23 protein-coding genes and 1 pseudogene are annotated in these 23,138 nt (G+C 74.9%); 5 read left to right on the top strand and 19 right to left on the bottom strand.

From position 1 onward, the window contains the following. The first annotated feature begins 89 nt into the window (after window positions 1-89). Together Dsi01nite_RS09290 and Dsi01nite_RS09295 are read left to right on the top strand one after the other, a co-directional pair. On the top strand, window positions 90-350 hold the full coding sequence (locus Dsi01nite_RS09290) for an alpha/beta fold hydrolase (RefSeq protein ID WP_239135793.1): 261 nt from the start codon (window positions 90-92) through the stop codon (window positions 348-350). A gap of 79 nt (window positions 351-429) precedes the next feature. After that, window positions 430-1,245: pseudogene (locus Dsi01nite_RS09295) on the top strand (DODA-type extradiol aromatic ring-opening family dioxygenase); the annotation flags it as partial. A gap of 94 nt (window positions 1,246-1,339) precedes the next feature. Here Dsi01nite_RS09295 and dmpG read toward each other — a convergent pair. Genes dmpG through Dsi01nite_RS09320 form a run of 5 tightly spaced genes read right to left on the bottom strand, consistent with a single transcriptional unit; the run spans window position 1,340 to window position 5,385 of the window. Next, window positions 1,340-2,341 (bottom strand): 4-hydroxy-2-oxovalerate aldolase, encoded by a 1,002-nt coding sequence (gene dmpG, locus Dsi01nite_RS09300; protein ID WP_203845640.1) that lies wholly within the window; start codon window positions 2,339-2,341, stop codon window positions 1,340-1,342. Next, window positions 2,338-3,294 carry an acetaldehyde dehydrogenase (acetylating) gene (locus tag Dsi01nite_RS09305; RefSeq protein ID WP_203845641.1) on the bottom strand — a complete coding sequence of 319 codons (957 nt, stop codon included), beginning with the start codon at window positions 3,292-3,294 and terminating at the stop codon, window positions 2,338-2,340. Before Dsi01nite_RS09305 ends, dmpG begins: the two co-directional genes overlap by 4 nt. After that, a complete protein-coding gene (locus Dsi01nite_RS09310) occupies window positions 3,294-4,067 on the bottom strand; it encodes a 2-keto-4-pentenoate hydratase (RefSeq protein ID WP_203845642.1) in 774 nt (257 codons plus the stop codon). Before Dsi01nite_RS09310 ends, Dsi01nite_RS09305 begins: the two co-directional genes overlap by 1 nt. 50 nt (window positions 4,068-4,117) lie before the next feature. Further along, window positions 4,118-4,873, bottom strand: coding sequence for an IclR family transcriptional regulator (locus tag Dsi01nite_RS09315; RefSeq protein ID WP_203845643.1), 756 nt, complete (start codon window positions 4,871-4,873; stop codon window positions 4,118-4,120). Between the two features lie 26 nt (window positions 4,874-4,899). Continuing rightward, window positions 4,900-5,385, bottom strand: a complete 486-nt coding sequence (locus Dsi01nite_RS09320; protein WP_203845644.1) for a hypothetical protein — start codon at window positions 5,383-5,385, stop codon at window positions 4,900-4,902. Between the two features lie 166 nt (window positions 5,386-5,551). Between Dsi01nite_RS09320 and Dsi01nite_RS09325 the strand changes: the two genes are divergently transcribed. After that, the gene (locus tag Dsi01nite_RS09325) at window positions 5,552-6,157 is read left to right on the top strand and encodes a response regulator transcription factor (protein WP_203845645.1); all 606 of its coding nucleotides are present in this window, start codon (window positions 5,552-5,554) and stop codon (window positions 6,155-6,157) included. Window positions 6,158-6,167: 10 nt separating this feature from the next. Here the strand turns inward: Dsi01nite_RS09325 and Dsi01nite_RS09330 are convergent, their stop codons facing one another. From Dsi01nite_RS09330 to Dsi01nite_RS09395, 14 genes are all read right to left on the bottom strand, one after another. Continuing rightward, window positions 6,168-7,013, bottom strand: coding sequence for a glycoside hydrolase family 16 protein (locus Dsi01nite_RS09330; RefSeq protein WP_203845646.1), 846 nt, complete (start codon window positions 7,011-7,013; stop codon window positions 6,168-6,170). A 12-nt stretch (window positions 7,014-7,025) separates the two neighbouring features. Next, window positions 7,026-8,285 (bottom strand): cytochrome P450, encoded by a 1,260-nt coding sequence (locus tag Dsi01nite_RS09335; RefSeq protein WP_203845647.1) that lies wholly within the window; start codon window positions 8,283-8,285, stop codon window positions 7,026-7,028. Further along, complete coding sequence (locus tag Dsi01nite_RS09340; RefSeq protein WP_203845648.1) at window positions 8,282-9,574, bottom strand: glycosyltransferase; 1,293 nt, start codon at window positions 9,572-9,574, stop codon at window positions 8,282-8,284. The genes Dsi01nite_RS09335 and Dsi01nite_RS09340 overlap by 4 nt, the downstream gene beginning before the upstream one ends. A gap of 1 nt (window position 9,575) precedes the next feature. Then, window positions 9,576-10,745, bottom strand: a complete 1,170-nt coding sequence (locus Dsi01nite_RS09345; RefSeq protein ID WP_203845649.1) for a GNAT family N-acetyltransferase — start codon at window positions 10,743-10,745, stop codon at window positions 9,576-9,578. Next, window positions 10,742-11,587 carry a YveK family protein gene (locus Dsi01nite_RS09350; protein WP_203845650.1) on the bottom strand — a complete coding sequence of 282 codons (846 nt, stop codon included), beginning with the start codon at window positions 11,585-11,587 and terminating at the stop codon, window positions 10,742-10,744. The genes Dsi01nite_RS09345 and Dsi01nite_RS09350 overlap by 4 nt, the downstream gene beginning before the upstream one ends. After that, window positions 11,584-12,678 carry a glycosyltransferase gene (locus Dsi01nite_RS09355; RefSeq protein ID WP_203845651.1) on the bottom strand — a complete coding sequence of 365 codons (1,095 nt, stop codon included), beginning with the start codon at window positions 12,676-12,678 and terminating at the stop codon, window positions 11,584-11,586. The genes Dsi01nite_RS09350 and Dsi01nite_RS09355 overlap by 4 nt, the downstream gene beginning before the upstream one ends. Further along, on the bottom strand, window positions 12,678-13,379 hold the full coding sequence (locus Dsi01nite_RS09360) for a polysaccharide deacetylase family protein (RefSeq protein ID WP_203845652.1): 702 nt from the start codon (window positions 13,377-13,379) through the stop codon (window positions 12,678-12,680). Before Dsi01nite_RS09360 ends, Dsi01nite_RS09355 begins: the two co-directional genes overlap by 1 nt. Beyond that, window positions 13,369-14,940 carry a lipid II flippase MurJ gene (locus Dsi01nite_RS09365; protein WP_203845653.1) on the bottom strand — a complete coding sequence of 524 codons (1,572 nt, stop codon included), beginning with the start codon at window positions 14,938-14,940 and terminating at the stop codon, window positions 13,369-13,371. Before Dsi01nite_RS09365 ends, Dsi01nite_RS09360 begins: the two co-directional genes overlap by 11 nt. After that, entirely contained in the window at window positions 14,937-16,316 is a 1,380-nt protein-coding gene (locus tag Dsi01nite_RS09370) for an O-antigen ligase family protein (protein WP_203845654.1), read from the bottom strand. The genes Dsi01nite_RS09365 and Dsi01nite_RS09370 overlap by 4 nt, the downstream gene beginning before the upstream one ends. Next, on the bottom strand, window positions 16,313-17,761 hold the full coding sequence (locus Dsi01nite_RS09375) for a sugar transferase (protein WP_203845655.1): 1,449 nt from the start codon (window positions 17,759-17,761) through the stop codon (window positions 16,313-16,315). The genes Dsi01nite_RS09370 and Dsi01nite_RS09375 overlap by 4 nt, the downstream gene beginning before the upstream one ends. A 171-nt stretch (window positions 17,762-17,932) precedes the next feature. Continuing rightward, on the bottom strand, window positions 17,933-19,132 hold the full coding sequence (locus tag Dsi01nite_RS09380) for an ABC transporter permease (protein ID WP_203845656.1): 1,200 nt from the start codon (window positions 19,130-19,132) through the stop codon (window positions 17,933-17,935). Continuing rightward, a complete protein-coding gene (locus tag Dsi01nite_RS09385) occupies window positions 19,129-19,806 on the bottom strand; it encodes an ABC transporter ATP-binding protein (protein WP_203845657.1) in 678 nt (225 codons plus the stop codon). Before Dsi01nite_RS09385 ends, Dsi01nite_RS09380 begins: the two co-directional genes overlap by 4 nt. After that, window positions 19,803-20,852, bottom strand: coding sequence for a peptidoglycan-binding protein (locus Dsi01nite_RS09390; RefSeq protein WP_239135794.1), 1,050 nt, complete (start codon window positions 20,850-20,852; stop codon window positions 19,803-19,805). Before Dsi01nite_RS09390 ends, Dsi01nite_RS09385 begins: the two co-directional genes overlap by 4 nt. Then, a complete protein-coding gene (locus Dsi01nite_RS09395; protein ID WP_203845658.1) occupies window positions 20,849-21,385 on the bottom strand; it encodes a hypothetical protein in 537 nt (178 codons plus the stop codon). Before Dsi01nite_RS09395 ends, Dsi01nite_RS09390 begins: the two co-directional genes overlap by 4 nt. 85 nt (window positions 21,386-21,470) lie before the next feature. On the opposite strand from Dsi01nite_RS09395, the gene Dsi01nite_RS09400 reads away from it, so the two are divergent. Together Dsi01nite_RS09400 and Dsi01nite_RS09405 are read left to right on the top strand one after the other, a co-directional pair. Next, complete coding sequence (locus Dsi01nite_RS09400; RefSeq protein ID WP_203845659.1) at window positions 21,471-22,121, top strand: response regulator transcription factor; 651 nt, start codon at window positions 21,471-21,473, stop codon at window positions 22,119-22,121. Then, window positions 22,118-23,138 (top strand): histidine kinase dimerization/phospho-acceptor domain-containing protein (locus tag Dsi01nite_RS09405; RefSeq protein ID WP_239135795.1); only part of this gene is annotated, 1,021 nt, incomplete at its 3' end. The genes Dsi01nite_RS09400 and Dsi01nite_RS09405, both read left to right, overlap by 4 nt.

The raw sequence follows: 23,138 nt of genomic DNA on the forward strand, positions 1-23,138 counted from the left end.
TTCGCTGGTCATGACCCCGCCGCTCCTGGCGGTGATCCGCGGCCGTCTACCGCCGGCCGGGGTTCGTCCAGGCGATCACGAACACGCTGGTGCTGCAGGATCCTCTGGTACGCAAGGACTTCGCCTGGGGGCCGGACTGGGTCGGCAGGGTGAGCGCCCCGACCCTGCTGCTGTGGACCGAGCACGACCCGACCGGCGGGCTGGACGAGGCGGACCTGCTGCTCGGCTGGCTGCCGGACGCGCGGCTGCACGTCATCGCCGACGCCGGGCACTGGCCGCAGTGGGAGAAGGTCGGCGAGTACCTGCACGCCCACCGGGACTTCCTGCTGCTCGGAAAGGACCCCGCGTGAGCGGCCAGCGAAGCGGCTCGGGCGGACGCCGGAGCGTAGCGGAGGCGGCGGCGTGAGCGAGATCATCGGCTTCGTCGGGATGTCGCACTCGCCGTTCGCGACGCTGCTGCCGCCCGCCGGCGACGGCGAACCCGGCGGCCGGTTCCTCGCCGACGCGCGCCGGGTGGCCGCCGCGGTGGCGGAGCTGGACCCGGACGCGGTCGTGGTGATCGGCCCGGACCACTTCCACGCGAACTTCTACGACCAGATGCCGCCGTTCGTCCTCGGCGTCGAGGCGGCCACCGGGTTCGGCGACTTCGGCAGCACCGAGGGCCGCCTGCCGGTCGCGGCCGGGCTGGCGTGGGCGGTGCGGGACGGGCTGGCCGACGCGGGGTTCGACGTGTCGCTGCTGTCCTACGCACTGACCGTCGATCACGGCGTGGTGCAGAGCTACGAGATGACCACCGGCGGGATCGAGGTCCCGTTGGTGCCGCTGGTGCTGAACACCGCCGCGCCGCCGCTGCCCGGGCTGGCCAGGTGCGTGGCCCTGGGCCGGGCGCTGGGCGACGCGATCCGCCGCTGCCCCGACCCGGTCCGGGTCCTGGTGGTCGCCAGCGGCGGGTTGTCGCACTGGCTGCCCTCCAACGACCCGCGCGACCCGTCGGTGGTCGGCGAGCGCCGCGACGCGCTGATCCACGGCCGCAAGGACACCCGGGCGTTCGCCGCGGTCCGCGAGCCGCGGGTCCGGGCGATGGCCGGCAACCCGGACGCGCCGGTGAACGCCGGCTGGGACCGCTGGTTCCTGCGCCAGCTGCACACGACGGACCTCGACCCCGTCGTCGCGTTGGGCCACGAAAAGCTGGAGCACGAGGCCGGCAGCGGCGGGCACGAGATCCGCTCGTGGCTGGTCGGCCACGCCGCGGTCGGGCTCCCCCTCGTCTGGGACAGCTACGAACCGGTGCCCGAATGGATCACCGGCATGGCGATCGGCACGACCTTTCCCGTGCTTTCTAGCGGACCAGGTCCAGGGCGATGTCGACGAGCAGGTCCTCCTGGCCGCCGACCAGGCGGCGCCGGCCGGCCTCCACCAGGATGTCGCGCACGTCCAGGCCGTGCCGCCGCGCCGCCGTCTCGGCGTGCCGCAGGAACGAGCTGTAGACCCCCGCGTAGCCGAGGGTGAGGGTCTCGCGGTCGACCCGGACCGGGCGGTCCTGCAGCGGCCGGACGATGTCCTCCGCCGCGTCCTGCAGGGCGAACAGGTCGCAGCCGTGCTCCCAGCCGCGCAGGTTCGCGACCGCGACGAACGGCTCGATCGGGCAGTTGCCGGCCCCGGCGCCCTGACCGGCCAGGGACGCGTCCACCCTGGTGACGCCCTCCTCGACGGCGACCATCGAGTTGGCGACCGACAGCGACAGGTTCTCGTGCGCGTGGATGCCCAGCTCGGTGTCCGGCTCCAGGACGTCCCGGTACGCCCGGATCCGGTCCCGCACGCCGTCCATCATCAGCCGGCCGCCGGAGTCGGTGACGTAGACGCAGTGCGCGCCGTAGGACTCCATGAGCTTCGCCTGCCCGGCCAGCTCGGCCGGCTCGGCGAGGTGGCTCATCATCAGGAAGCCGGACACGTCCATGCCCAGCTCGCGGGCGGTCGCGATGTGCTGCGCCGCGACGTCCGCCTCGGTGCAGTGCGTGGCGATGCGGACCGAGCGGACACCGAGCGCGGCCGCCTGCCGCAGCTCGGCGATGGTGCCGATGCCGGGCAGCAGCAGGGTGGTCAGCCGGGCCCGGCTGATGTGCGCGGCGGCCACCTCGATCCACTCCCAGTCGGTGTGCGAGCCGGGGCCGTAGTTCAGGCTGCCGCCGGCCAGCCCGTCGCCGTGGGCCACCTCGATGCCGTCCACGCCGGCCGCATCCAGCGCCGCCACGATCCGGGCGACCGAGTCGAGGCCCATGCGGTGCCGGACGGCGTGCATGCCGTCCCGCAGCGTCACGTCCTGGATGAAGACCCGCGTCATACGGTCACCTGCCGGATGCGGCCGCCACGCACGGCGGCGATGCGCTCGGCCGTGGCGATCGCGGCGGACGTCATGATGTCGAGGTTGCCGGCGTACGCGGGCAGGTAGTGCGCGGCGCCCTCGACCTCGAGGAACACCGACACCTGATGGGTGACCGGCGCGCCCGCGCCGGTGAGCGTGTGCACCGGCAGGTCCGCCGGCACCGGTTCGACCTGCACCCGCTGCTTCAGCCGGTAGCCGGGCACGTATCCGGCGACCACGCCGACCATCTCCTCCACCGACGCGCGGATCGCGTCCCGCGTCCGCTCGGCCGGGGCGTCGACCAGGCACAGCACGGTGTCCCGCATGATCACGGGCGGGGTGGCCGGGTTGAGCACGATCAGCGCCTTGCCCCGCGCCGCCTGGCCGACCCCGACGATGGCCCGCGCGGTGGTCTCGGTGAACTCGTCGATGTTGGCCCTGGTGCCCGGGCCGGCGGACTTCGAGGCGATCGACGCGACGATCTCGGCGTAGGGCACCGCGGCCACGCGGGACACGGCGGCGACGATCGGGATGGTCGCCTGCCCACCGCAGGTGACCATGTTGACGTTGCGTTCGTGCAGGTGCTGGTCGAGGTTGACCGCGGGCACCACGTAGGGCCCGATCGCCGCCGGGGTCAGGTCGACCATCGTCCGGCCGGACCCGGCGAGCCTGGCGTCGTTGACGATGTGCGCCCGCGCCGACGTGGCGTCGAAGACGATGTCGACGCCGGCGAAGCCGGGCAGCTCGATCAGGCCGTCCACACCCTCCGCCGTGGTGGCGACGCCCAACCGGGCGGCGCGCGCCAGCCCGTCGGACGCCGGGTCGACGCCGGCCATCGCGACGAGCTCGAGGGTCTCCGACAGCCGCAGAATCTTGATCATCAGGTCGGTGCCGATGTTGCCCGAGCCGATGATCGCCACCTTCGTCCGCATCACTCGGTCCCGAACCGGGTCGCGACCGTGCCCAGGCCGGTGAACGTGGCGGCGACCCGCATCCCGGGCAGCACCGGCACCATCGGGCCCAGCGCGCCGGACAGCACCACCTGCCCGGCGAGCAGCGGGTCACCGAGGTCGCGGGCGGCGCCGGCCAGCCAGGCCAGCGCGGCGAGCGGGTCGCCCAGGCAGGCACTGCCCGTGCCCTTGGACACGACGGCGCCGTCGACGCTGAGCTCCATCTGGATGTCCACCGGCTCCAGCGCGTCGAGGCCGACCCGGTCGTCGCCCAGGACGAACAGGGCGCTGGACGCGTTGTCGGCGATCGTGTCGGCGATGCTGATGTCCCACCCGGCGACCCGGCTGTCGACGATCTCCAGCGCGGGCACCATCACGTCCACGGCCGCACGTACCACCGCCGCGGAGAGATCCCCGGTCAGGTCCGCGCGGAGCACGAACGCGACCTCGGCCTCGATCCGCGGCTGCAGGAGCCCGCCGACCGGGACGGGGTCGAGCGCGCTGACGTCCATGTCGTCGAAGAGCACACCGAAGTCCGGCTGGTCCACCCCGAGCTGCCGCTGCACGGCCGCGGACGTCAGACCGATCTTGCGGCCGACGACCCGGGCCCCGCGCCGCCGCCGGTCGAGGGTGAGTTCCCGCTGCACGGCGTACGCGGCCGCGATGTCCTGCGCGCCGATGAGGTCACGGACCGGTGCGCAGGGTGTCGCGGTGCGCGTCGCGTCGAGCAGCCGTTGCGCCGCAGGCGATGTCATGCGGGCCACGATGCTCGCCCGGCCTGTCCGCCCGCCACCGAAGTGTTCCGCTAGACGGAACTCTGGTCGAGCAGTGCCTCGCGGCGGGCCAGGGTCGCGGTGACACCGGCGGCGGCGGCCTTGACCGCGGCGGCATGCCGGCGGGGGTCGAAGCGGGTGGCCGGCCCGGCCACGCTCACCGCCGCCACCGCGACGTCGTGCCCGTCCAGCACCGGCGCGCCCACGCAGACGATCCCGACCGCCGACTCCTCCGCCTCGAACGCCACCCCCGTCCGCACCGCCTCGTCGAGCTGCCGGCGCAGGATCGCCGCGGACGTCACGGTCCGCGGCGCCAGCCGAGCGAGCGGCGCGTCGAGCACCTCCGCCCGCAGCGCCGCCGGGGCGAAGGCCAGCAGCGCCTTGCCGATCGCGGTCGCGTGCAGCGGCATCCGCCCACCCAGCCGGGACGGCGCCCGCGCCTGACGGTGGCCGCCGATCTTCGCCACGTACACCACCTCGGCCCCTTCCCGCAGCCCGAGGTGCACGGTCTCGTGGGTGCGCTCGTACAGGTCCTCCAGGAACGGCGTGGCCACCTCGATCAGCCCGCGCTCCACCGAGGCGCGCATGCCGAGCGCGAACAGGTGCCCACTGAGATGGAACCTGCCGTCGACCCGCTCCAGGAGCCGGGCCGCGACCAGCTCACCGGTCAGCCGGTGCAGGGTCGCCTTGGCCAGCCCGGTGCGCCGCTGCAGCTCAGCGAAGCCGACCCCCCGATCCTCGGCGGTGAACGCGTCGAGGATCACGGCCACCTTGGCGATCACCGTCATGCGCGAAAGCCTACGAGGGAACGGCCTCAGCCGGGCGTCTCGCACGGCACGTCGTGCGACAGCGGCACGGCGTGGGCCATCCAGTCCCGGGCCCAGGCGATGTCCTCACCGACATACCCCAGGACGGGTTCGCCGGGAAAGCGGGAGATGATCACGAAGACCCGCGTGCCGAGGTCGAGCCGCGAGCCCGACGGGCCGTCGTCGTGGTAGGTGAGCGGCTGTCCCACGCCCGCGCCCTTCAGCGACGCCTCCACCTGGATGGTGACCCGCCACCCGCCGGCACGGGACGGCGAGACACCTGTCACCACTCCCTCGACGATGTGACGCGCGCACGAAGCGATGCCCGTGTCCGACAGCTTCCGCTGGTCGCCTCCCGCCGCAGCCATCCTGGCGGCAACGAGACCCGCGGTCACGATCGCCGCCACCGCGACCCCGGCCAGGGCCAGCCGGATCCGCCGGCGCCGCAGCGGCGCCAGCGACTCGGTCGTCGCGCCGCGCTGACCGGAATCCACGGGCCGCCTCTTCTCCGCCGGTACCGGACCTCGATGCTATCGAACCCACGCTCCGGGAGTTGGCGGCGTTGGCACGAACCTGGGATTCGACTGTGACGGCGGTCGCATACCGTTCGGCCAAAGAGAAGCCTCCCGAACCCACCGGTGCCGGTAGGGGGTGACTGCGGTGATTCGCGTGCTCCTCATCTTCGACAATGCGACGGCGCCTGGTGTCCTCGTCCGGCTCCTCAATCATCAGCCCGGGATCGTCGTGGCCGGCACGGTCGACGTCGACGGACCGGTCGCGGAGTGCTGCGTGCGGGTCCGGGCCCAGGTCGTGCTGTTCAACACCACATACATGGTCGGCCAGATCCTGCCGATCGTCGACGAGCTGCGCCGGGCCGCGCCCGGCTGCGGGGTGGTCGTGCTCTCCGACCCGGGGATGCGCGGCACGCTGCCGCCCCGGCGGCACGCCCCGCAGCTGAGCTTCCTGGTCAAGGGTGTCCAGATCCCGGTCCTGGCCGGTTGGATCCGCCGGATCGCCTGCGGGGAGCGGGTCGTCGACCCGCAGCTCGAGGTGGCCCAGCTCGGGATGGACAAGACGGTCAACACCCGGGAGCTGGAGATCCTCGGCCTCGCCATGCAGGGCGACTCGGTCGCCGACATCGCCCAGCGGCTGAGCCTGTCGCTCGGCACCGTGCGCAACTACATCTCCGCCGCGATCCTCAAGACCGGCGCCCGCAACCGGCTCGACGCGATCCGCATCGTGCGCCGCGACGGCTGGCTGCGCTGACAACTCCGGGTCACCGGCGGGCCCAGGCGCGGATGTGGTCGACCCGCTTCCCGGCCTGCTGCGTGCCGCCGCCGGGTGGGCGCTGCGCGTACACGGCGAGGTTCGAGATGATGTTCGTCGGCGCGTCCGCGGTCGCCCCGGTGTGGCAGACCTGGATCCCGTCGACGTACCAGACGGTGCCGGACGGCTCGATCGCGACGCCGTAGGTGTGCCAGTCCGCCGACGGGTCGAACGGGACCTTCCACCGGCAGCCGTCCTGCCCGCCCGAGTGCTGCGTCATCTGCAGCTCGCGGCTGCCGGCCGAGTACTGCTCGTACACGTCGGTCTCGACCTGCCTGTCGACCTGCGGCGCCTGCCAGGTCCAGAACGCGGGCCAGAACCCGTTCGCCGCCGGCAGGATCGAGCGCTCCTCGATGTACCCGTGCTGGAACTCGAAGCGGCTGGAGATCAGGCAGGACGTCCAGTCGTAGCGCTCCCCCGCGGCGGACGTGTGCGGCTCGCGCCTGGCCGTCATCACCAGTTCGCCGTCGCCGACGTGGCAGTTCGCCGCCTGGTTCCACTCGAGCTGCTGGTTGCCCTTGTTGCCGCGGCCCTCGTCGGGCTCGGCACCGGAGCGGTCGTCCCAGCGGTCGCGGTCGAGGACCGCACCGTCGAACTCGTCGCCGAACACGATCTCCCAGGTGCCCGGCGGCTGCCCCAGCGGATCCGGTGGGCCGTCGCCGTCCTCCGGGACGACCGGGGTGCTCGGCCAGACCGCCGGCGCGTCGTTGTCCTCTGACGCGCCGGCGACGAACGACGTGACGGTCGCCGCGGCGGCGAGCACGGTCACGGCGGCCAGCAACGTTCTGCGGAACATGGATACGCCCCTTCAGGTGTACGTGAAGCCGAGCCGGGCGACGCGGTGGTCGAAGTTGGACGGGACAAGCTCCGGGGCGCCGACCGAGCGGAGGTCCGGCAGCCGGGTGAACAGCTCGCGGAAGAGCACGGTCAGCTCCTGTCGCGCGAGGGACGCGCCGAGGCAGAAGTGCGGTCCTCCGCCGCCGAACCCGACGTGCGGGTTGGGTGTCCGGGCGATGTCGAACCGGTCCGGCGCGGCGAAGACCGTCTCGTCCCGGTTGGCCGACACGTAGTACATGACGACCTCGTCGCCGGCGCGCAGCGGGAAGCCGTTGAGGGTGTGGTCGCGGGCGACGGTGCGCCGGAACTGCAGGATCGGTGAGCTGTGCCGGACCACCTCGTCGACGAATCCGGCGGCCCGGGCGTCGAAGTCGGCCAGGAGCAGCTCGCGCTGGTCCGGGTGCGCGGTCAGCAGGCGCAGCGCGTGGGCGATCGTGTTGCGGGTGGTCTCCACGCCGGCCACCAGCAGCAGCGAGAAGAACGAGCCGAGCTCGCGGCCGCTCAGCGGGCGGCCGGCGACGTCCGCGGTGACGAGCGCCGAGATCAGGTCGTCGGTCGGGTGCCGCCGCCGGTCGGCGCCGACCCGCGCCACGACGCGGTGCAGCTGGGCGAGGGCGGCGATGCCCCGGCCCGGGATCCGCAGCCGGCGGCCGGCCCGTTGGACGCCGGCCCGTTCGGTGGTGGAGTCGATCCGCCGCAGCAGCGTGCCGCGGTAGCCGTCGGGGATGCCCATCATCGTGCAGATCACCTCGAACGGCAGCCGCCCCGCGACGGCCGTCACGAAGTCGCCCGGCCCACCACCCGGCCCGCTGCCCGCCACGACCAGGTCGTCGACGATGCGGGCGGCGACGCGCTCGGTGTCGGCGGCGATCCGGGCCACGACGCGGGGTGTGAACGCCCGCGCGACGACCGACCGCAGCTGCTGGTGCCGCGGGTCGTCGAGGTTGACCATCGAGTCGCCGAAGACCGTCCGGACCCACCGTGCGGGCCGTGGCGTGGTGACGCCGTGCCGGCTGACGAACACGTCGGGGGTGCGGCTGGCGGTCACCACGTCGGCGTGCCCCACGAGGGCGAAGAAGCCGCCGCCGGGCTCGGGGAAGAACACCGGCGCGTCGAGCCGCCGCAGCCGGGCGAAGGCCGCGTGCCGGACCGGCTCGGGCTGCCGCCAGAACGCCGGGTCGGCGAGGTCGATGCCGCCGACCCGTCTGTCCGATGTGGACACCATGGTCATCGTGCCTCCTTCGTGGACAGTCCTGGCGCGACGACGGTGGACGGTCCACGTGCGACGACGGTGGACGGTCCACGTGCGACGACGGTCGACAGTCCAGGTGCGGCAATGGTCGACGGTCCAGGTGCGACGACGGTCGACAGTCCAGGTGCGGCGACGGTGGACGGGCCAGGTGCGGCGACGGTGGCGGTGGACCGGACGGGTGCGGCGACCGAGCGGGTGAGGTCGGCGAGCTCGGCGTAGGTGCGCCGCGCGTCGAAACCCGAGGCGTGCAGGGCGGCGGCGGCGCCCTCCGCCCGGGCCGGCCCGAGGTCCAGCAGGCGGCACAGCAGCGCGTCGGCCAGCGGGGTCGGGCGCTCCGGCGGGACGAGCGCCCCGGTCCGCGCGGTGACGATCCCGGCGATGCCGGGGATGTCGCTGGCGACGACGGACCGGCCGGTCGCCATGGCCTCCAGGGCGGTCAGCGGCAGCCCTTCCCAGCGGGACGGCAGGGTGACGACGTCGGCGGCGGCGAGCCAGTCCCGCACGTCGGTGACGTCCCCGGCGAAGGTGACGCCGGTGCCGGCCCGGCCCAGCAGCGCGGGCAGCAGGTCGCCGTCGCCGACCAGCGCGAGCCGCGCGTCGGGGCAGCGCGCGGCGACCCGCTCCCACGCCGCCAGCAGCACGTCCTGGCCCTTCTGCCGGGTGAGCCGCCCGACGCAGACGGCGAGCGGGGTCCGCGCCGGCACGCCGAGCCGCGCGCGGGCGGCCCGGCGGGCGGCGTCGCCAGCCGGCCGGAAGTGCTGGAGGTCCACGCCGCTGCGGATGACCGCGTACCGCCCGCGGACCCGTGCCGCCCGGCCGAGGGCCGCTTCCTCGTCGCCGACGCAGACCAGCCGGTCGGCCCACCTGGCGGCGGCGCGTTCCCACCCGACGCTGCCGGCCCGCAGCACCCCGTCGGCGGCGAGCCAGGACCAGCCGTGCGGCTGGAACAGCGTCGGGATCCTCCCCCGCAGGTGCAGCCGGCCGGCCAGCCCGGCCTTGGCGGCGTGCAGGTGCACGACGTCGGGCCGCGACGACCGCAGCAGCCGGCCCAGGGCGCGCAGCTCGCCCGGGGTGGCCCGGCCCGGGCCGCGGGTCGCCGGCCAGGACCGGTGCGGCACGCCGGTGCGGGCCAGGTCGGCGGCGAGCCGGCCGTCCGGCGGGCAGGCGACGGCGACGTCCCAGCCGCGGGCGAGCTGGTCGGCGACGGCGGCGGTGACGTAGGCGGCCACCCCGCCGTCGCGCGGCTGGGCGACGTGCAGGACGCGCATGTCAGCCACCGCCCGGATGCCGCCGCAGCCGGTCCCGCAGCGCGCGCAGGCCGGGCAGGTGGCGCTTGGCGAGCAGCACCGCCGCGCGGCGGGCGCGCACCCCGGCGGCGTAGAGCCGGGCTTGGGGGCTGCCGCCGCGGACCAGCAGGACCCGCTGGTTCACCGACTCCACCGGCCGCCACCGCAGCTTGTACGGCTCGGCGCCGCGCAGCATGCTCATCGTGGCGCAGCCGCGCCGGACCGCGAGGGGCAGCGTGTCGCTCAGCAGCAGCGTGGTGATGTCGGCGCGGTCCCGCAGGTCCGGGTCGGCGCCGTACAGGTACCCGCCGACGAGGTCCCGCCCGACGACGGCGAGCGAGGAGGCGACGAGCTGCCCGTCGAGGCGGTACTCGAACAGCTCGGCCTGCCCGTCCGCGATCATGTCGCCGGTGGCCGCGCCGAGGTGCCGGGCGAACTCGGCCCGGATGTGCTCGGGGTTGACCTGGCGGCCCTGCCACTGCCGGGCGTGCAGGGCGAGCAGGTCACCGACGGCGCGGCCGGCCTCGTCCGCGGTCACGGCCCGCACGTCGAGGCCGAGCCGGCGCAGCTGGTTGACCCGGCGGCGCACCGTCTTGCGGGTGTGGCCCGGCAGTTCCGCGACCAGATCGTCGAGGTCGCGGGCGGGCAGTTCCAGGCACAGCGAGGCGGGGACCAGGTGGTGCCGGCCGCGCCACGCCTCGGCCAGCAGCACGCCCGCGACGGACCCGGGTCGCGTCTCGGGCAGGTCGACGACCTGCCAGCCGGGGACCTGGGCGAGGGCGTCGGCGAGCGCCCGGGCCGCCGGTTCGGCGAGCGTCTCGTCGACGAGGACGTCGGCGAAGTCCGACAGGTCTCCGCCGACCGGGGTCAGCACCGAGCAGAGCCACCGCCGCTGCCGCAGCAGCGCGGCGGCGGCCACCAGCCGGCCGTCGAGGCGCACCAGGATCAGCCGGAGCCGGCCGGGTCGCCCGTACGTGCGCCACCACGACGCGATCCAGGCGTGCGCCTGGAAGGGCGTGGCCGTGGCGCACCGGCCGAAGAGGTCGGTCCACTCGGCCCGGATCTCGGCCAGGGCGGCGTCGTCCCGGCGGACCTCGACCGACCAGGCGCTGACCCCGGACGGTGCGGAGTCCACTGTGCTCAACGGGTTCATAGCGACTCCCGACGGATGACAACGGCCCGGCCGATGACCTTCGGCGGTTCGGCCGGCTGCTGTGGCACCGCGACGTCCGATGCGTCCGGTGCCGCGGTGGTCGAAGGCGGCGCCGCGTTCCAGGCGATGGCCATCGGCGGCCAGCTCATGCCGGGCGGCGGCAGTGGCGGCGGGTCGGCGGCGGCCGGCTGGGGTGATGACACGAGGGCGGTGGCGACGGACGTATCCGCCCAAACCGGCGTCCTGGCGACGACATCCTGCCCGGTCGCGGCAGTGGCGGTCCCGCGCCGGGCCCGGCCCACGCCGGCGAGCGCCGCCAACCCGCCCACCAGGAGGCCGGCGGCCGCACCGACGACCAGTTCCAGCGGCGGTTTCGGCGACGACGGTGTGGTCGGGGTGCTCGCCGGGGCCAGCACCGACGCCGTGACCCGGGTCTCGGCCTTGCGCGCGGTGGCGTATTCGGCGAGCGCCTTCGCCACGGCGTTCGCGACGTCGGCGGTGCGTCCGGCGTCGGCGCCGGTGGCGGTGATCTCGATGACCGGCGCGTCCGGTGACGTCGTCGCGGTCACGCTCGACAGCCCGTCGCGGGAGCCGAGTGCGGTGGCCGCCGCGTCGGTGACCGGTCCGTTGGTGACGATCCGGCCGTACGCCTGGGCGAAGTTGACCGCCGCGAACGACTCGCCGGGCTCCGCGGTGAGCACGACGTAGGCCTGCGCCCGGAACGTCGGGGTCTTGACCTCGCCGTAGATCCCGCCGGCGCCGGCACCGAGGGCGGTGACGACGGCGAGCAGGCCGCACCTGCGCACCAGGCGGGCCAGGACCGTCGATGGCGTGCTGCTCATGTCGTTCGGCTCCAAACTCGGTCCGGCCGGGTGAGCCGTCCGTACAACTGGTCCAGGGCACCGGCGACGCGGCCGATGTCGTGCTGGGCGACCGTCTCCGGTGCCGCGGTGCCGGGCCGGGACAGGGCGGCCCGCACGGCGTCGCGCAGCGCCTCCGGCGTCGCCGGGACGCGCCGCGCCGCCGGATCGGGGCGGGCTTCGAGGGGTGGGCAGCTCACGTACACCACCGGCAGTCCGGCGGCGAGGGCCTCGACGACCGCCATCCCGAACGTCTCCTGCGGTGATGGCGAGGCGAACACGTCCATCGCGCAGAGCGCGGCGCGGGCGTGCGGCAGGCCGCCGGCGAAGGCGACCCGGTCGGCGATGCCCAGTTCGCCGGCCAGGGCGGCGAGTCCGGCGCGGGCCGGTCCTTCACCGGCCAGCAGCAGCGTGGTGTCCGGCAGCGCCGCGACCGCGCGGACGAGGAGGTCGAACCGCTTGGTGGGCTCCAGCCGCCCGAGTCCGCCGACGACCCGGGCCCGGGCAGGGATGCCGAGCCGGGCCCGGGTCTGCAGGCGCAGCACCGGGTCGGGCCGCAGTTCGGCCGGGTCGATGCCGTTGGGGATCACGGTGATCCGGCGGTCCGGCACGGCCCACGCGACGAGGCGCTGCCGGACGGCCTCGGACACCGCGACGGTGACCCGCCCGAGGCGTTCGGCGGCCAGGTACAGCGCCCGGACGCCGGCGGTGGTCGGGCGGGCCTCGATGATCCCGTCGTTGAGGGAGTGCTCGGTCGCCACGACGGCCCGGACCCCGGCCATCCGGGCTGCGATCCGCCCGTACACGCAAGCCCGGTACAGGTGGGTGTGGACCACGTCGAAGCGGCCGGCACGGATGAACGCGGCGAGCCGCGGGACCGCGGTCAGGTCCCGGTTGCCGCGCATGCCGAGGTCGTGCACCGGGATCCCGGTCGTGCGGATCGCCGTCGCGACCGGCCCCGGGTTGGTCAGCGTGACGACCGCGGGCTCGGCGGCCAGCCGGGGCAGCACCAGGCGCAGCTGGTGTTCGGCGCCGCCGACGCCGAGGCCGGTGATGACGTGCAGGACTCTCATCACGCACCCCCGGCGGCGATGCGGTGCCGCAGCCACTTGGCGGCCAGCCGGGCGGCGCCGTCCCGGTCGCCGACGAAGACCCTAGGCACCGCGTACCGGACGTCCAATGTGGAGCGTCCGACCGCGCAGGCGTACTCGTACCCGGCCATCCGGACCGCCGCCACCTCGCGGGCGCCGACCGCGCCGTACGGGTAGCAGAACCCGCGGACGTCCTGGCCGCACAGCGCGCGCAGCGTCGCCCGGCTTGTGCCGACCTCGGCGGCCAGCGTGGTCCGGTCGGCGGCCGGTAGCGGCCGGTGCAGCAGGCCGTGCGAGCCGATCTCCATGCCGGCGTCGGCGGCCCGGCGCACGTCGCCGGCGGTCATCAGCGCCTTGCGCGGACCGGGCCGGTCCCAGGCGTTGGCGCCGCCGAGGCGGCCGGCCAGGACGAACACGGTCGCGGTGAAGCCGTGCCGGGCCAGTGCCGGCATCACCTCGGTGACGAAGTCGGCGTAGCCGTCGTCGAACGTGAGCCCGACGAGCCGGTGCGCGGTGCCGGCCGCGCGCGCCCGCAGCAGGTCCCGCATCGCGACGCCCCGCCACCCGGCCCGGCGCAGCCAGCGCAGCTGCCCGGCGAACCGGTCCGGCGACACGGTCACCCGGAACGGGTCGTGGTCGCAGTGCTCCACCGAGTGGTACATCAGCACCAGGTCACCGTCCACGGCGGGCCCTCCGTCCCAGCTCCGAGACCAGCGCGCCGACCTCGTCGAACCCCACCAGCCGGGCCGCCACCGCGAACGCGCCGAGCACAACGACGCCGCCGGCGACACTGACCACAGTGGACCCGAGGTCTTCCAGCAGCCGCCCGGCCAGCCAGCCGGCCCCGGCTGCCGCGGCGGCGGCGAGGACCGCCCGGGCCGTCGTCCAGGCGGTCTCCCGCAGCGGGACGGCCAGGTCGCGGCGGCGCAGCCCGACCAGCAGCAGCACCGCGGCGGTGGCGATGCCGGCGCCGTTGCCGGCGGCGATCCCGACCGCCCCGAGATGCGCGACGCTCAGCGCGGCGACGGCGGCGTTGACGGCCACCCCGACGCCCACCGCCACGGCCGGGAGCCACGCCCGGCCGCCGTCGGCGAAGTACGGGCGGACGGCGACCCCGACCATCGCGTGGCCCAGCAGCCCGACCGCGCAGACCCGCACGAGCGCGGCGACCGACGTGGTGTCGGCGACGCCGAACGCACCCCGCTCCAGCAGGCACTGCACGACCTCCGGGGCGAAGACGACCAGGTACGCCGAGCCGAGCAGGATCAGCACCGTCACCAGCCGCAGGTCGGCGGCGAACCGCCGGCGCGCGCCGGCGAGGTCACCGGCCGCGACGCAGCGGGCCAGCGTCGGGAACGTCACCGTGCAGATCAGCAGCGCGACCAGCATCGGCAGCTGGGTGAGCTTCTGCGCGTAGTTCAGGTGGGTGATGGCGCCGGCGGGCAGCCCGGAGCCGAGGAACCGCTCCACGTACACCTGCGACTGCCGGCCGAGGGTGTAGACGACGACGGGGGCCACGGCGCCGAGCGCGAGCGCACCGACCGGTCGGGTCGCCCCGCGCAGCCAGCGGCCCGGGTGCGGCAGCCCGACGTGGAGCGGGTGCGGCAGCCCGACGTGGCGCAGGTAGCTCGGCAGCTGCACCGCGACCATCAGGGCGCCGCCCAGCGCGACCCCGGCGGCGGCACTGACGACCCCGAGCCGGCCGTGCAGTGTCCACATGAGACCGATGATTCCGGCGTTGGAGGCGAGGTGGATCGCGGCGGGTGCGGCGAAGACGTGGTGGGCGCGCAGCGCCGCGCTCAGGTAGCCGGCGAGGCCGAACCCGAGCACCGTGGTGGCGGTCAGCCGGGTGCAGGTGACGGCAAGTGCCGGGTCGGCGAGGCCCGGCGCGACGGCGTGGACCAGCAGCGGCGCGCCGAGCAGCACCGCCGCCGAGCCGATGAGCAGCGCCACCGTGACGCGGGGCAGCGTCGCCGCGACCAGGTCCCGCACCGAGCCCTGCCGGGCGAGGGTCCGGCTGAACAGCGGCACCATGACCAGCGACATGGCGCCCTCGACAACCAGGCAGAACGCCGTCTCCGGCACCGTCCAGGCGACCAGGAACGCGTCGGTGGCGCCGTCCGCGCCGAAGAACCGGGCCAGCAGCACGTCCCGGATCAGGCCGAGCCCGGAGCCGGAGACGGTGATGACGACGGTGACCAGCGCGGCGGCCATGAGGGTGCCCCGGGCCGTGGCCGCGGTCATCGGGGCGCCTCCGGCGACGGTGTCCGCGGCACGATGACCATGCGGCGGGCGACCAGGCCGAGCAGGACGGCGAGCAGGACGCCGGTCGGGCCGGCGCCGATGTCGCCGTAGCTGAAGTCGATGAGCGTCCAGACCATGACGCCGGGCGCCACCAGGTCCAGGAAGCGCGTGTCGGTGCCCGGCGGCCCCGAGGCAAAGGCCACCCGGCGCCGGAACGCGCCGGCGGTGAGCGTGCCGAGCAGCGAGCCGAACGCGAGGACGCCGACGGTGCCCTGCTCCGCCAGGACCATCAGGTACTGGTTGTGCGCGGACAGCAGCGGCTGGCGGCGGAAGCCGGCCTGCGGGTCGTCGACGTCGCTGCCGGCGGACAGTGACATCGGCGCGTACGTGTCGCGGGCCGCGGCGAAGTCCTTGAGGCCGACGCCGAGGACGGGATGGTCGGCCCAGATGCCGATCGCGGTGCCCCACAGCGCGTACCGGTCCCGCACCGAACGGTCGGGCGCCGAGCCGGACGACGCGATGCTGGTGACCCGCTCGTCGAGCGTGCCCGAGGCCGGACCGACGCCGCTGGCCAGCAGCCCGACCGCGAACGCGGCGGTGGCGACGGTGGCCACGCCGAGCCGTCGGCTGAAGACGAAGAGCTGCACCACGACCGCGCAGGCGGTGGCGATCCAGGCACCCCGGCTGAGCGAGAAGCCCAGCGGCAGCACCAGCAGCGCGGCGGTGCAGACGAGGGCGGCCCGGACGCGGCCGCGGGCGGCCAGCCCGAGGGCGAGGGTGACGACGATGCCGTAGCCGACGAGCGCGCCGAGCGCCATGACCTGTTCGGCGCCGAACGTGCCGATCGCGCGGACGTACTGCCCCGCATAGGAGGCGCCGGTGTTCGTCGCCGACTGCCGGACCCCGACGATGCCCTCGGCGACCGTGGCGGCGACGAACGCACCGGCGACCAGCAGCACGTCGAACCGGTCCCGCAGCGCCATGGCCACGGCGACCGGGACGAGGACGAAGAGCTCGGTGTATCGCACGAAACCGACCAGGCTCTCGGCCGGGTCGGCGGCGATCACGGTGGCGGCGGCCACCGACAGCACCACCGCGCCGAAGGGCAGCAGCCCGAGCGGGGCCGGCACGGCGCCGTCGCGCAGGCAGCGCCACAGCGCCGCGGCGACCGCGACGCCGGCGGCGACGTCGGCGACGGTGATCCGCCCGCCCCCGCCCGCCGCCTGGAGGTCGCTGGGCAGGCAGACCAGCAGCAGCGCGGCGGCGACGAGGCAGCTGGGCCGTCGGGCCGCCCAGCCGCCGGCGGCCAGGGCCCACGCCAGCGGGGCCAGCGCGATGCGCAACGGCAGCGTGGCACCCTGAGTCAGCGCGCTCATCGCCATCGCCGGGCCAGGCCGAGCATCGCGCCGACGGTCCGGATCATGATCTTGATGTCGAGGGCGACCGACCAGTTCTCGATGTAGTAGTTGTCGTAGCGGACGCGGTCGGCGATCGAGGTGTCGCCGCGCAGGCCGTGGATCTGCGCCCAGCCGGTGATGCCGGCGGCGGCGCGGTGGCGGTCGGCGTATCCGCCGTACATGTGGGCGAACTGCTCGACGAAGTACGGGCGCTCGGGCCGCGGCCCGACGAGCGACATGTCGCCGCGCAGGACGTTGATGAGCTGGGGCAGCTCGTCCAGCGACGTGTTGCGCAGCAGGCGCCCCACCGGGCCGACCCGGTCGTCGGTGCTGATGTTCCAGCGGACCTGCGACTCGCGGTCCGTCGCCGGGGTCAGCGAGCGGAACTTGAGGATCGTGAACGGCCTGCCGTCGCGGCCGATGCGCTGCTGCCGGAAGAGCACGCCGGCCCGCCCGGACTCCAGCCGCACCGCGACGGCGCAGGCGAGCAGGATGGGCCCGGCCAGCGCCAGGCCGATCGCGGCGCCGGTCACGTCGATGGTCCGTTTCGCCGCCGCGTACAGCCCGCGCATCCGGTCGGGGCGCATGCGCTCCAGGGCGATGCCCTGCACCAGTTCCGCGCCGGCGGCCGGCACCGCCAGCTCGAACAGCCGCGGCACCACGTACACCGTGATGCCGGACCGGCGCCACTGCCGGATGACGCCGATCAGGTCCGTGTCGGGAGCGCCCGGGAAGGCCACGATGACGCGGTCCGGCCGGTGCAGGGCGACGATCTCGGTGAGGGCGTCGACGTGGCCGAGCAGCGGCGCGGGCAGCGTTTCGGCGGTGAGGGCGGGCGGGCCGACGAGCCCGATCGGCCTGATGCCGTAGGCCCGGTCGGCCCGCAGCACCTCGGCGAGGCGCAGGGCGACGTCGCCGGAGCCGACGATGAGGGTGCGGTCGCCGGGCAGCAGCCGGCGGCGCTGGTACAGCGTGACGTAGACGAACGCACGGACCGGCACGGTCGCGGCGAGCACCACCAGCGGCCACAGCACGATGGCCGCCTCGAACGTCGCCGGCGGCAGCGTGCACCAGACGGTCAGCGGGGTCACCGCGCCGACGCCGAGCAGCATCCGGGGGATGTCGTCGAGCACGCTCAGGTGCAGGCGCGGGCGGTACAGCCCGACGGCGGCCAGGGCGACGGCGGTGAGTCCGGCACCGGTCAGCGCGTCATGCCACGCGGCGCCGGCGGCCAGCCAGAGCGCGACGAACACGGCGAGGTCCGCGCCGGCCTGCCGCCACGGCTCACCGGCGCCGGTGCCCCGCGGGCGGCGGATCGGCTCGGGTGCGGGGACCCGGCGCCGGCGCGCCGTCGTGGCGACCGGCGCCGGCACCCGGACACCGGGGCTTCCCTGTTCCAGCACAGCTGCGACAACGCGTGGCACGGCACTCTCCTCGGGCGACGACCCGCGACCGTCGGTCGCGTGAAGTACGTGACAGGAAAGCGGAGACGCGGGTGCGTCTCTCGATTCCGGCACCAGCGTGTCAGCCGGTCCGAGGGCCTCACAGTTGCAATTGTCACGACATACGTGATGAACACTCACGTTCCGGAGGCCTCAGGTGAGGGCCTCCACCGGGGACATCCGGGCCGCCTTCATCGCCGGGTACAGGCCCGCGACACCGCCGATGAGCATGGTCGCGGCCAGGGCACCCGCCGTCGCCCAGGCCGGAACCATCGACGGCCAGGACTGATACGTCGCGTACGCGGCCGTGACGGCGATGCCCAGCAGCACACCGCCGGCCCCGCCCAGCGCCGACAGCAGCAGCGACTCGGTGAGGAACTGCGTCCGGACCTGGCCGCGGGTCGCGCCGAGCGAGCGGCGCAGGCCGATCTCGGCGCGGCGTTCCAGCACCGAGATCACCATCGTGTTGGCGACGCCGACACCGCCGACGAGGAGCGCGACCGCGCCCAGGCCGAGCAGCAGCCCGTTGAGGGTGGCGTCGGTGGCGCGGCGCACGGCGAGCAGTTCCGACGGCTTCGACACGGTGACGGCGCCGGGCGCCGCCGGGTTGGCGGTGGCGGCGAGGACGGCCCGGACCGCCTCGACCTGGCTGTCGCTGGAGCGGGTGTACACGGTCGTGGGTCGCCCGTCGAAGCCGAAGATCGTGGCGGCGGCGTCCCAGCCGAGCAGCACGGCCGTGTCCAGTTCGTGGGCGAGCGGCACCGGGTCGAGGACGCCGACGACGGTGAACGGCCGCCCGCCGACCTGGATCTGGGCCTGCGGGCCGGGCCGGCCGATGCCGAGCCGGTCGGCGGTGTCCGCGCCGAGGACGGCGGCCGGGTAGCGGGCGGTCGCACCGTTGAGCCACGTCCCGCTGCGGACGGTGGCGCCGACGGTGGCCGGCAGGGTGAGGCGGGCCGCGAGGACGGACAGGCCGTTGCTCTCCGCTCTCGGGATCTGGTCGGAGCGGTACACCTTGACGCCCGCGACGGCGGCGGTCGCCGAGACGGCGGTGACCGGGCCGATGCGGCCGATCATCGCCTCCGCCTCGGCGGGCAGCGCCGCGCGGTCACCGGCGATGCCCTGCCCGGGCGCGACGGTGAGCAGGTTCGTGCCGAGCGCCGCGAGCTGCCGGTTCAGCTGCTCCTGGGAGGAGGCGGAGATGCCGACCACCGCGACCATGGCGGCGATGCCGAGCGCGATGCCGAGCGCGGACAGCAGCGCCCTGGTGGGCCGGGTCCGCAGTCCCGCCGCGCCGGTCCGCAGGACATCACCCGCCGACAGCCGCGCCGGCCGGAGCCGCTGCGCCGTCACGCCGTCACCGCAGTGCGGGTGTCGCCGGCGACCCGGCCGTCGCGCATGAAAATCTGCCGGTCCAGGCTCGCGGCCAGGTCCCGGTCGTGGGTGATGACCACGACGGTGGTGCCGGCGGTGTGCAGCTCGCGGAGCACGTCCATGACGCCGGCGCCGGCGACGGAGTCGAGGTTGCCGGTCGGCTCGTCGGCGAGGAGCAGCGCCGGCCCGCCCGCGACGGCCCGGGCGATCGCGACCCGCTGCTGCTCGCCGCCGGACAGTTCGGTCGGCCGGTGGCCGAGCCGGTGACCGAGGCCGACGCGTTCGAGGGCCTCCGCCGCCCGGTCGCGGCGCTGCCGGGCCGGCACCCCCGCGTAGAGCAGGCCGTCGGCGACGTTGTCGAGGGCTGGGGTGCCGGCGGCGAGGTGGAACTGCTGGAACACGAACCCGATCCGGCGCGCCCGCAGCGCCGACAGCTGCCGGTCGCTCAGCCGGGACACGTCGTGCCCGTCGACGGTGACCCGGCCGGACGTCGGCAGGTCGAGGGTGCCGAGCACGTGCAGCATGGTGGACTTGCCGGAGCCGGACGGGCCCACGACGGCGACCAGTTCACCGCGCTCGACGCGCAGCGTGACCCCGTCGAGCGCGCGGACGCCGCCGCGGTACACCTTCGTCACGTCGGTCAGTTCGATCATCGCGGCATCCCCACCGTCATGCCTTCGGTGAGGCCGTCCCCGGTGACCTCGACCCGGCCGCCGGCGAACAGGCCCGGCTCCACCTTGATGTACCGGGTGGCCGTGCCGTCGACGACCTCGAGCCCGTAGCCGCCCTCGGCGAGGGCGACCAGCGCCGCCACCGGCACGGTGAGGACGTCGGCACGTTCGGCGGCGGTGAAGGTCACCTCGACGACGGCCGCCTCGATCCCGGCCGCGGCGGCCGGGTCGGCGAGGGAGACGAGCGCCTCGACCCGGGTCTGCGGCGGGGTGTCCTGCGCCTGCTCGATCACGGTGTACACCCGGTCGACCCGGCCGGGCACGGTGCGGCCGTCGGGCAGCCGGACCTGCACCTGGACGCCGTTACGGGCCAGGCGCTGCTTGGACACCGCGAGGTGCACCGTCACGGTCCGGTCGGTGCCGGTGAACCGGAGCACCTCGTCTCCCCCGCCGGTGGATTCGTTGACGCCCGCCGTGACGGTGTCCACCCGGATCGCGCCGACGCTGAACAGCACCCGGCCCAGGTCGACCTCGCCGGTCTGCGGCAGGCCCAGATCCTTCTGCCAGCGCCGGACCGCGGTCGCGGTCGCGGCGGTGTACGACGTGTCGACGGGGAACCCGCCGTAGCCGAGGACACGCAGGTTCTCCTCGAGCTGCCGCACGTCGGCGCCGGTGGTGCCGGGGGTGAGCGGCCGGTACGCGGCGACGGCGCCGTACAGCAGCACGACCGGCCGGTCGTCGACGCGGTAGACCGCCCGTCCCCGCTCGATCACGTCGCCGGGCAGCGGCGTGCCGGTGATGACGCCCGGGACCCGGCCGGACAGGGTGGTGGTGCGGCCGTAGCCGAGGTCGCCGGGCTCCTCGTCCACGTCGTGCATCGTCTGCCGGGTCACCTGGGCGGTCGCCGGCGGCAGCCCGGTCGCGGTGCGCGGGCCGGGGCGGTCGCCGCCGAACCCGACGGCGGCGGCGCCCGCGGCGCCGGCCACGGCCACCGCGGCGACCGCCCAGACCGCCTTCCCCGCCCTCACCGCTGCCCCGACGGGGTCGGGGACGCCACCCGGCCGCCGTGGCGGATGCAGACCGACTCGGCCGCCTCGTACTGCGGGTCCATGCGGACGGCCTCCGGCACGTCGACGGCGCCGTTCGTCGCCGGGTCGGGGAAGTCCTCCACGCCCTGCGCGCGCATGCACCGCGACTCGTCCCGGGCGGTGCCGAGCTTCTTGTCCATCTCGTCGGGCGACAGCACGGGTTCGTACTGCTTGCAGGCCGCCATCGCCTTGGCCAGCACCTCCGCGTCGATGGACGCCTTGTCGTAGCCGCCGCCGACCCGGACCTGGTCGCCGTTGACCTGCGGGTCCGCCTCGGGCACGCCGTGCTCGCGCATGCACCGGGCGTGCAGCAGACCCTGCTGCTCGAAGGTCAGGGTCGTCGTGACGCGGGGCGCCGCGGTGCCGTCCACCGTCGCGACACCACCGTCGTCACCGGTCTTCGTGCAGCCGGCCAGCAGCACGGGCAGCAGCAGCACCGGCAGCAGGCCGGCGGTCAGGAGTCGAATCCGCATGACCCGAGTCCACCAACCGGGGTGCAACAGCACCGTCACAGCGGCTGTAACGTCGGTGTAATCCCTGCTCGCGGAGACTGGTGACGTGCGGATACTGCTGATCGAGGACGAGCCCGTGCTGGCCGAGCAGGTCGCCGACGGGCTGCGGGACCGCGGCATCGCCGTCGACGTCGCCGCCGACGGGCTGGACGGGCTGCACAAGGCCGGCGCCAACCGCTACGACGTGGTCGTGCTCGACCGTGACCTGCCCCGCGTGCACGGCGACCAGGTGTGCACGGTCCTCGCCGCGGGTGGCAGCGACGCGCGGATCCTGATGCTCACCGCCGCCGGTGAGGCCGCCGACCGGGTCGCCGGGCTGACCCTCGGCGCCGACGACTACCTGCCCAAGCCGTTCGTGTTCGACGAGCTGGTCCTGCGGATCCGGGCCCTGGCGCGGCGGGCCAACAACGCCCCGCGGGTCCTGCGCCGCGCCGGGCTGCAGTTCGACACCGCACGGCGGATCGTCACCCGCGACGGCCGCGTCATCCCGCTGACCACGAAGGAGCTGGCCGTATTGGAGATCATGATGGGCGCCGACGGTGCCGTCGTCAGCGCCGAGGACCTCCTGGAGCGGGCCTGGGACGAGCACGCCGACCCGTTCACCGCGACGGTCCGGGTGACGATGGCCCGCCTGCGCCGCAAACTCGGTGAGCCGCAGCTGATCGAGACGGTCGTCGGCGCGGGGTACCGGCTGTGAGGATCCGCGCGACGATCCGGCTGCGGCTGGCCGTGGTGTACACCGTCGTCCTGGTCGCGACCAGTGGCGTGCTGCTGGCCGTCAACGACGTGCTGCTCTACCAGAGCCTCTACGCGCAGGTCGACGACGCGCTGATCGAACGGTCCGGCGTGCCGCCGCCGACGATCAACCCGGAAGGGCCGACGGGCGACATGAACAAGGAGCCGAAGTTCCGGTTCGACCAGCAGGTGCGGGCCGAGCTGCGGGCCGAGGCGCTGCGCGACAGCCTCGGCACGTCCGCGGTCGCGCTGCTGGTCGCGGCGCTGGCCGCGCTGGGCATCTCGTGGCTCGTCGCCGGCCGCATGCTCCGGCCGCTGCGGACCCTGACCGCCGCCACCCGCCGGATCTCGCAGGACCGGCTGCACGAGCGGATCGCGCTCACCGGCCCGAGCGACGAGCTCAAGGAGCTCGCCGACACGTTCGACGCCATGGTGGAGCGCCTCGAAGCGTCGTTTCGCAGCCAGCGCAGGTTCGTCGCCGACGCCGCCCACGAGCTGCGCACGCCCCTGACGATCGTGCGGACCGGCACCGAGGTGCAGCTGGCGAAGCGGCACAGCGGACCCGAGCAGTGGGAGGCCGCGGCCCGGCGGGTCCTGACCGCGACCGGCCGCGCCGAACGCATGCTCGACGGGCTGCTCGCCCTGGCCCGCAGCGACAGCGGCGTCATCGCCGGCGAGCCCTACGACCTCGCGGTCGCCGCCGCCACCGCCCTGACCGAGGTCGACGCCGAGGCCGAGGATGCGCGGCTGCACCTCACCAACGACCTGCGCCCGGCCCCCGTCACCGGCGACCCGGCGCTGCTCGACCGGCTCCTGGGCAACCTGGTCAGCAACGCGGTCCGGCACAACCACCGCGGCGGCTGGGTCGACGTGGTCACCGCGCAACGCGACGGCGTGGTGGTCGTGACGGTCCGCAACGGCGGCGACGTCGTCCCGGCCGCGGAGGTGGACCGGCTGTTCGAGCCGTTCCAGCGGCTCG

Origin of the sequence: Dactylosporangium siamense (assembly GCF_016862795.1) — a bacterium.
Lineage (GTDB): Bacteria > Actinomycetota > Actinomycetes > Mycobacteriales > Micromonosporaceae > Dactylosporangium > Dactylosporangium siamense.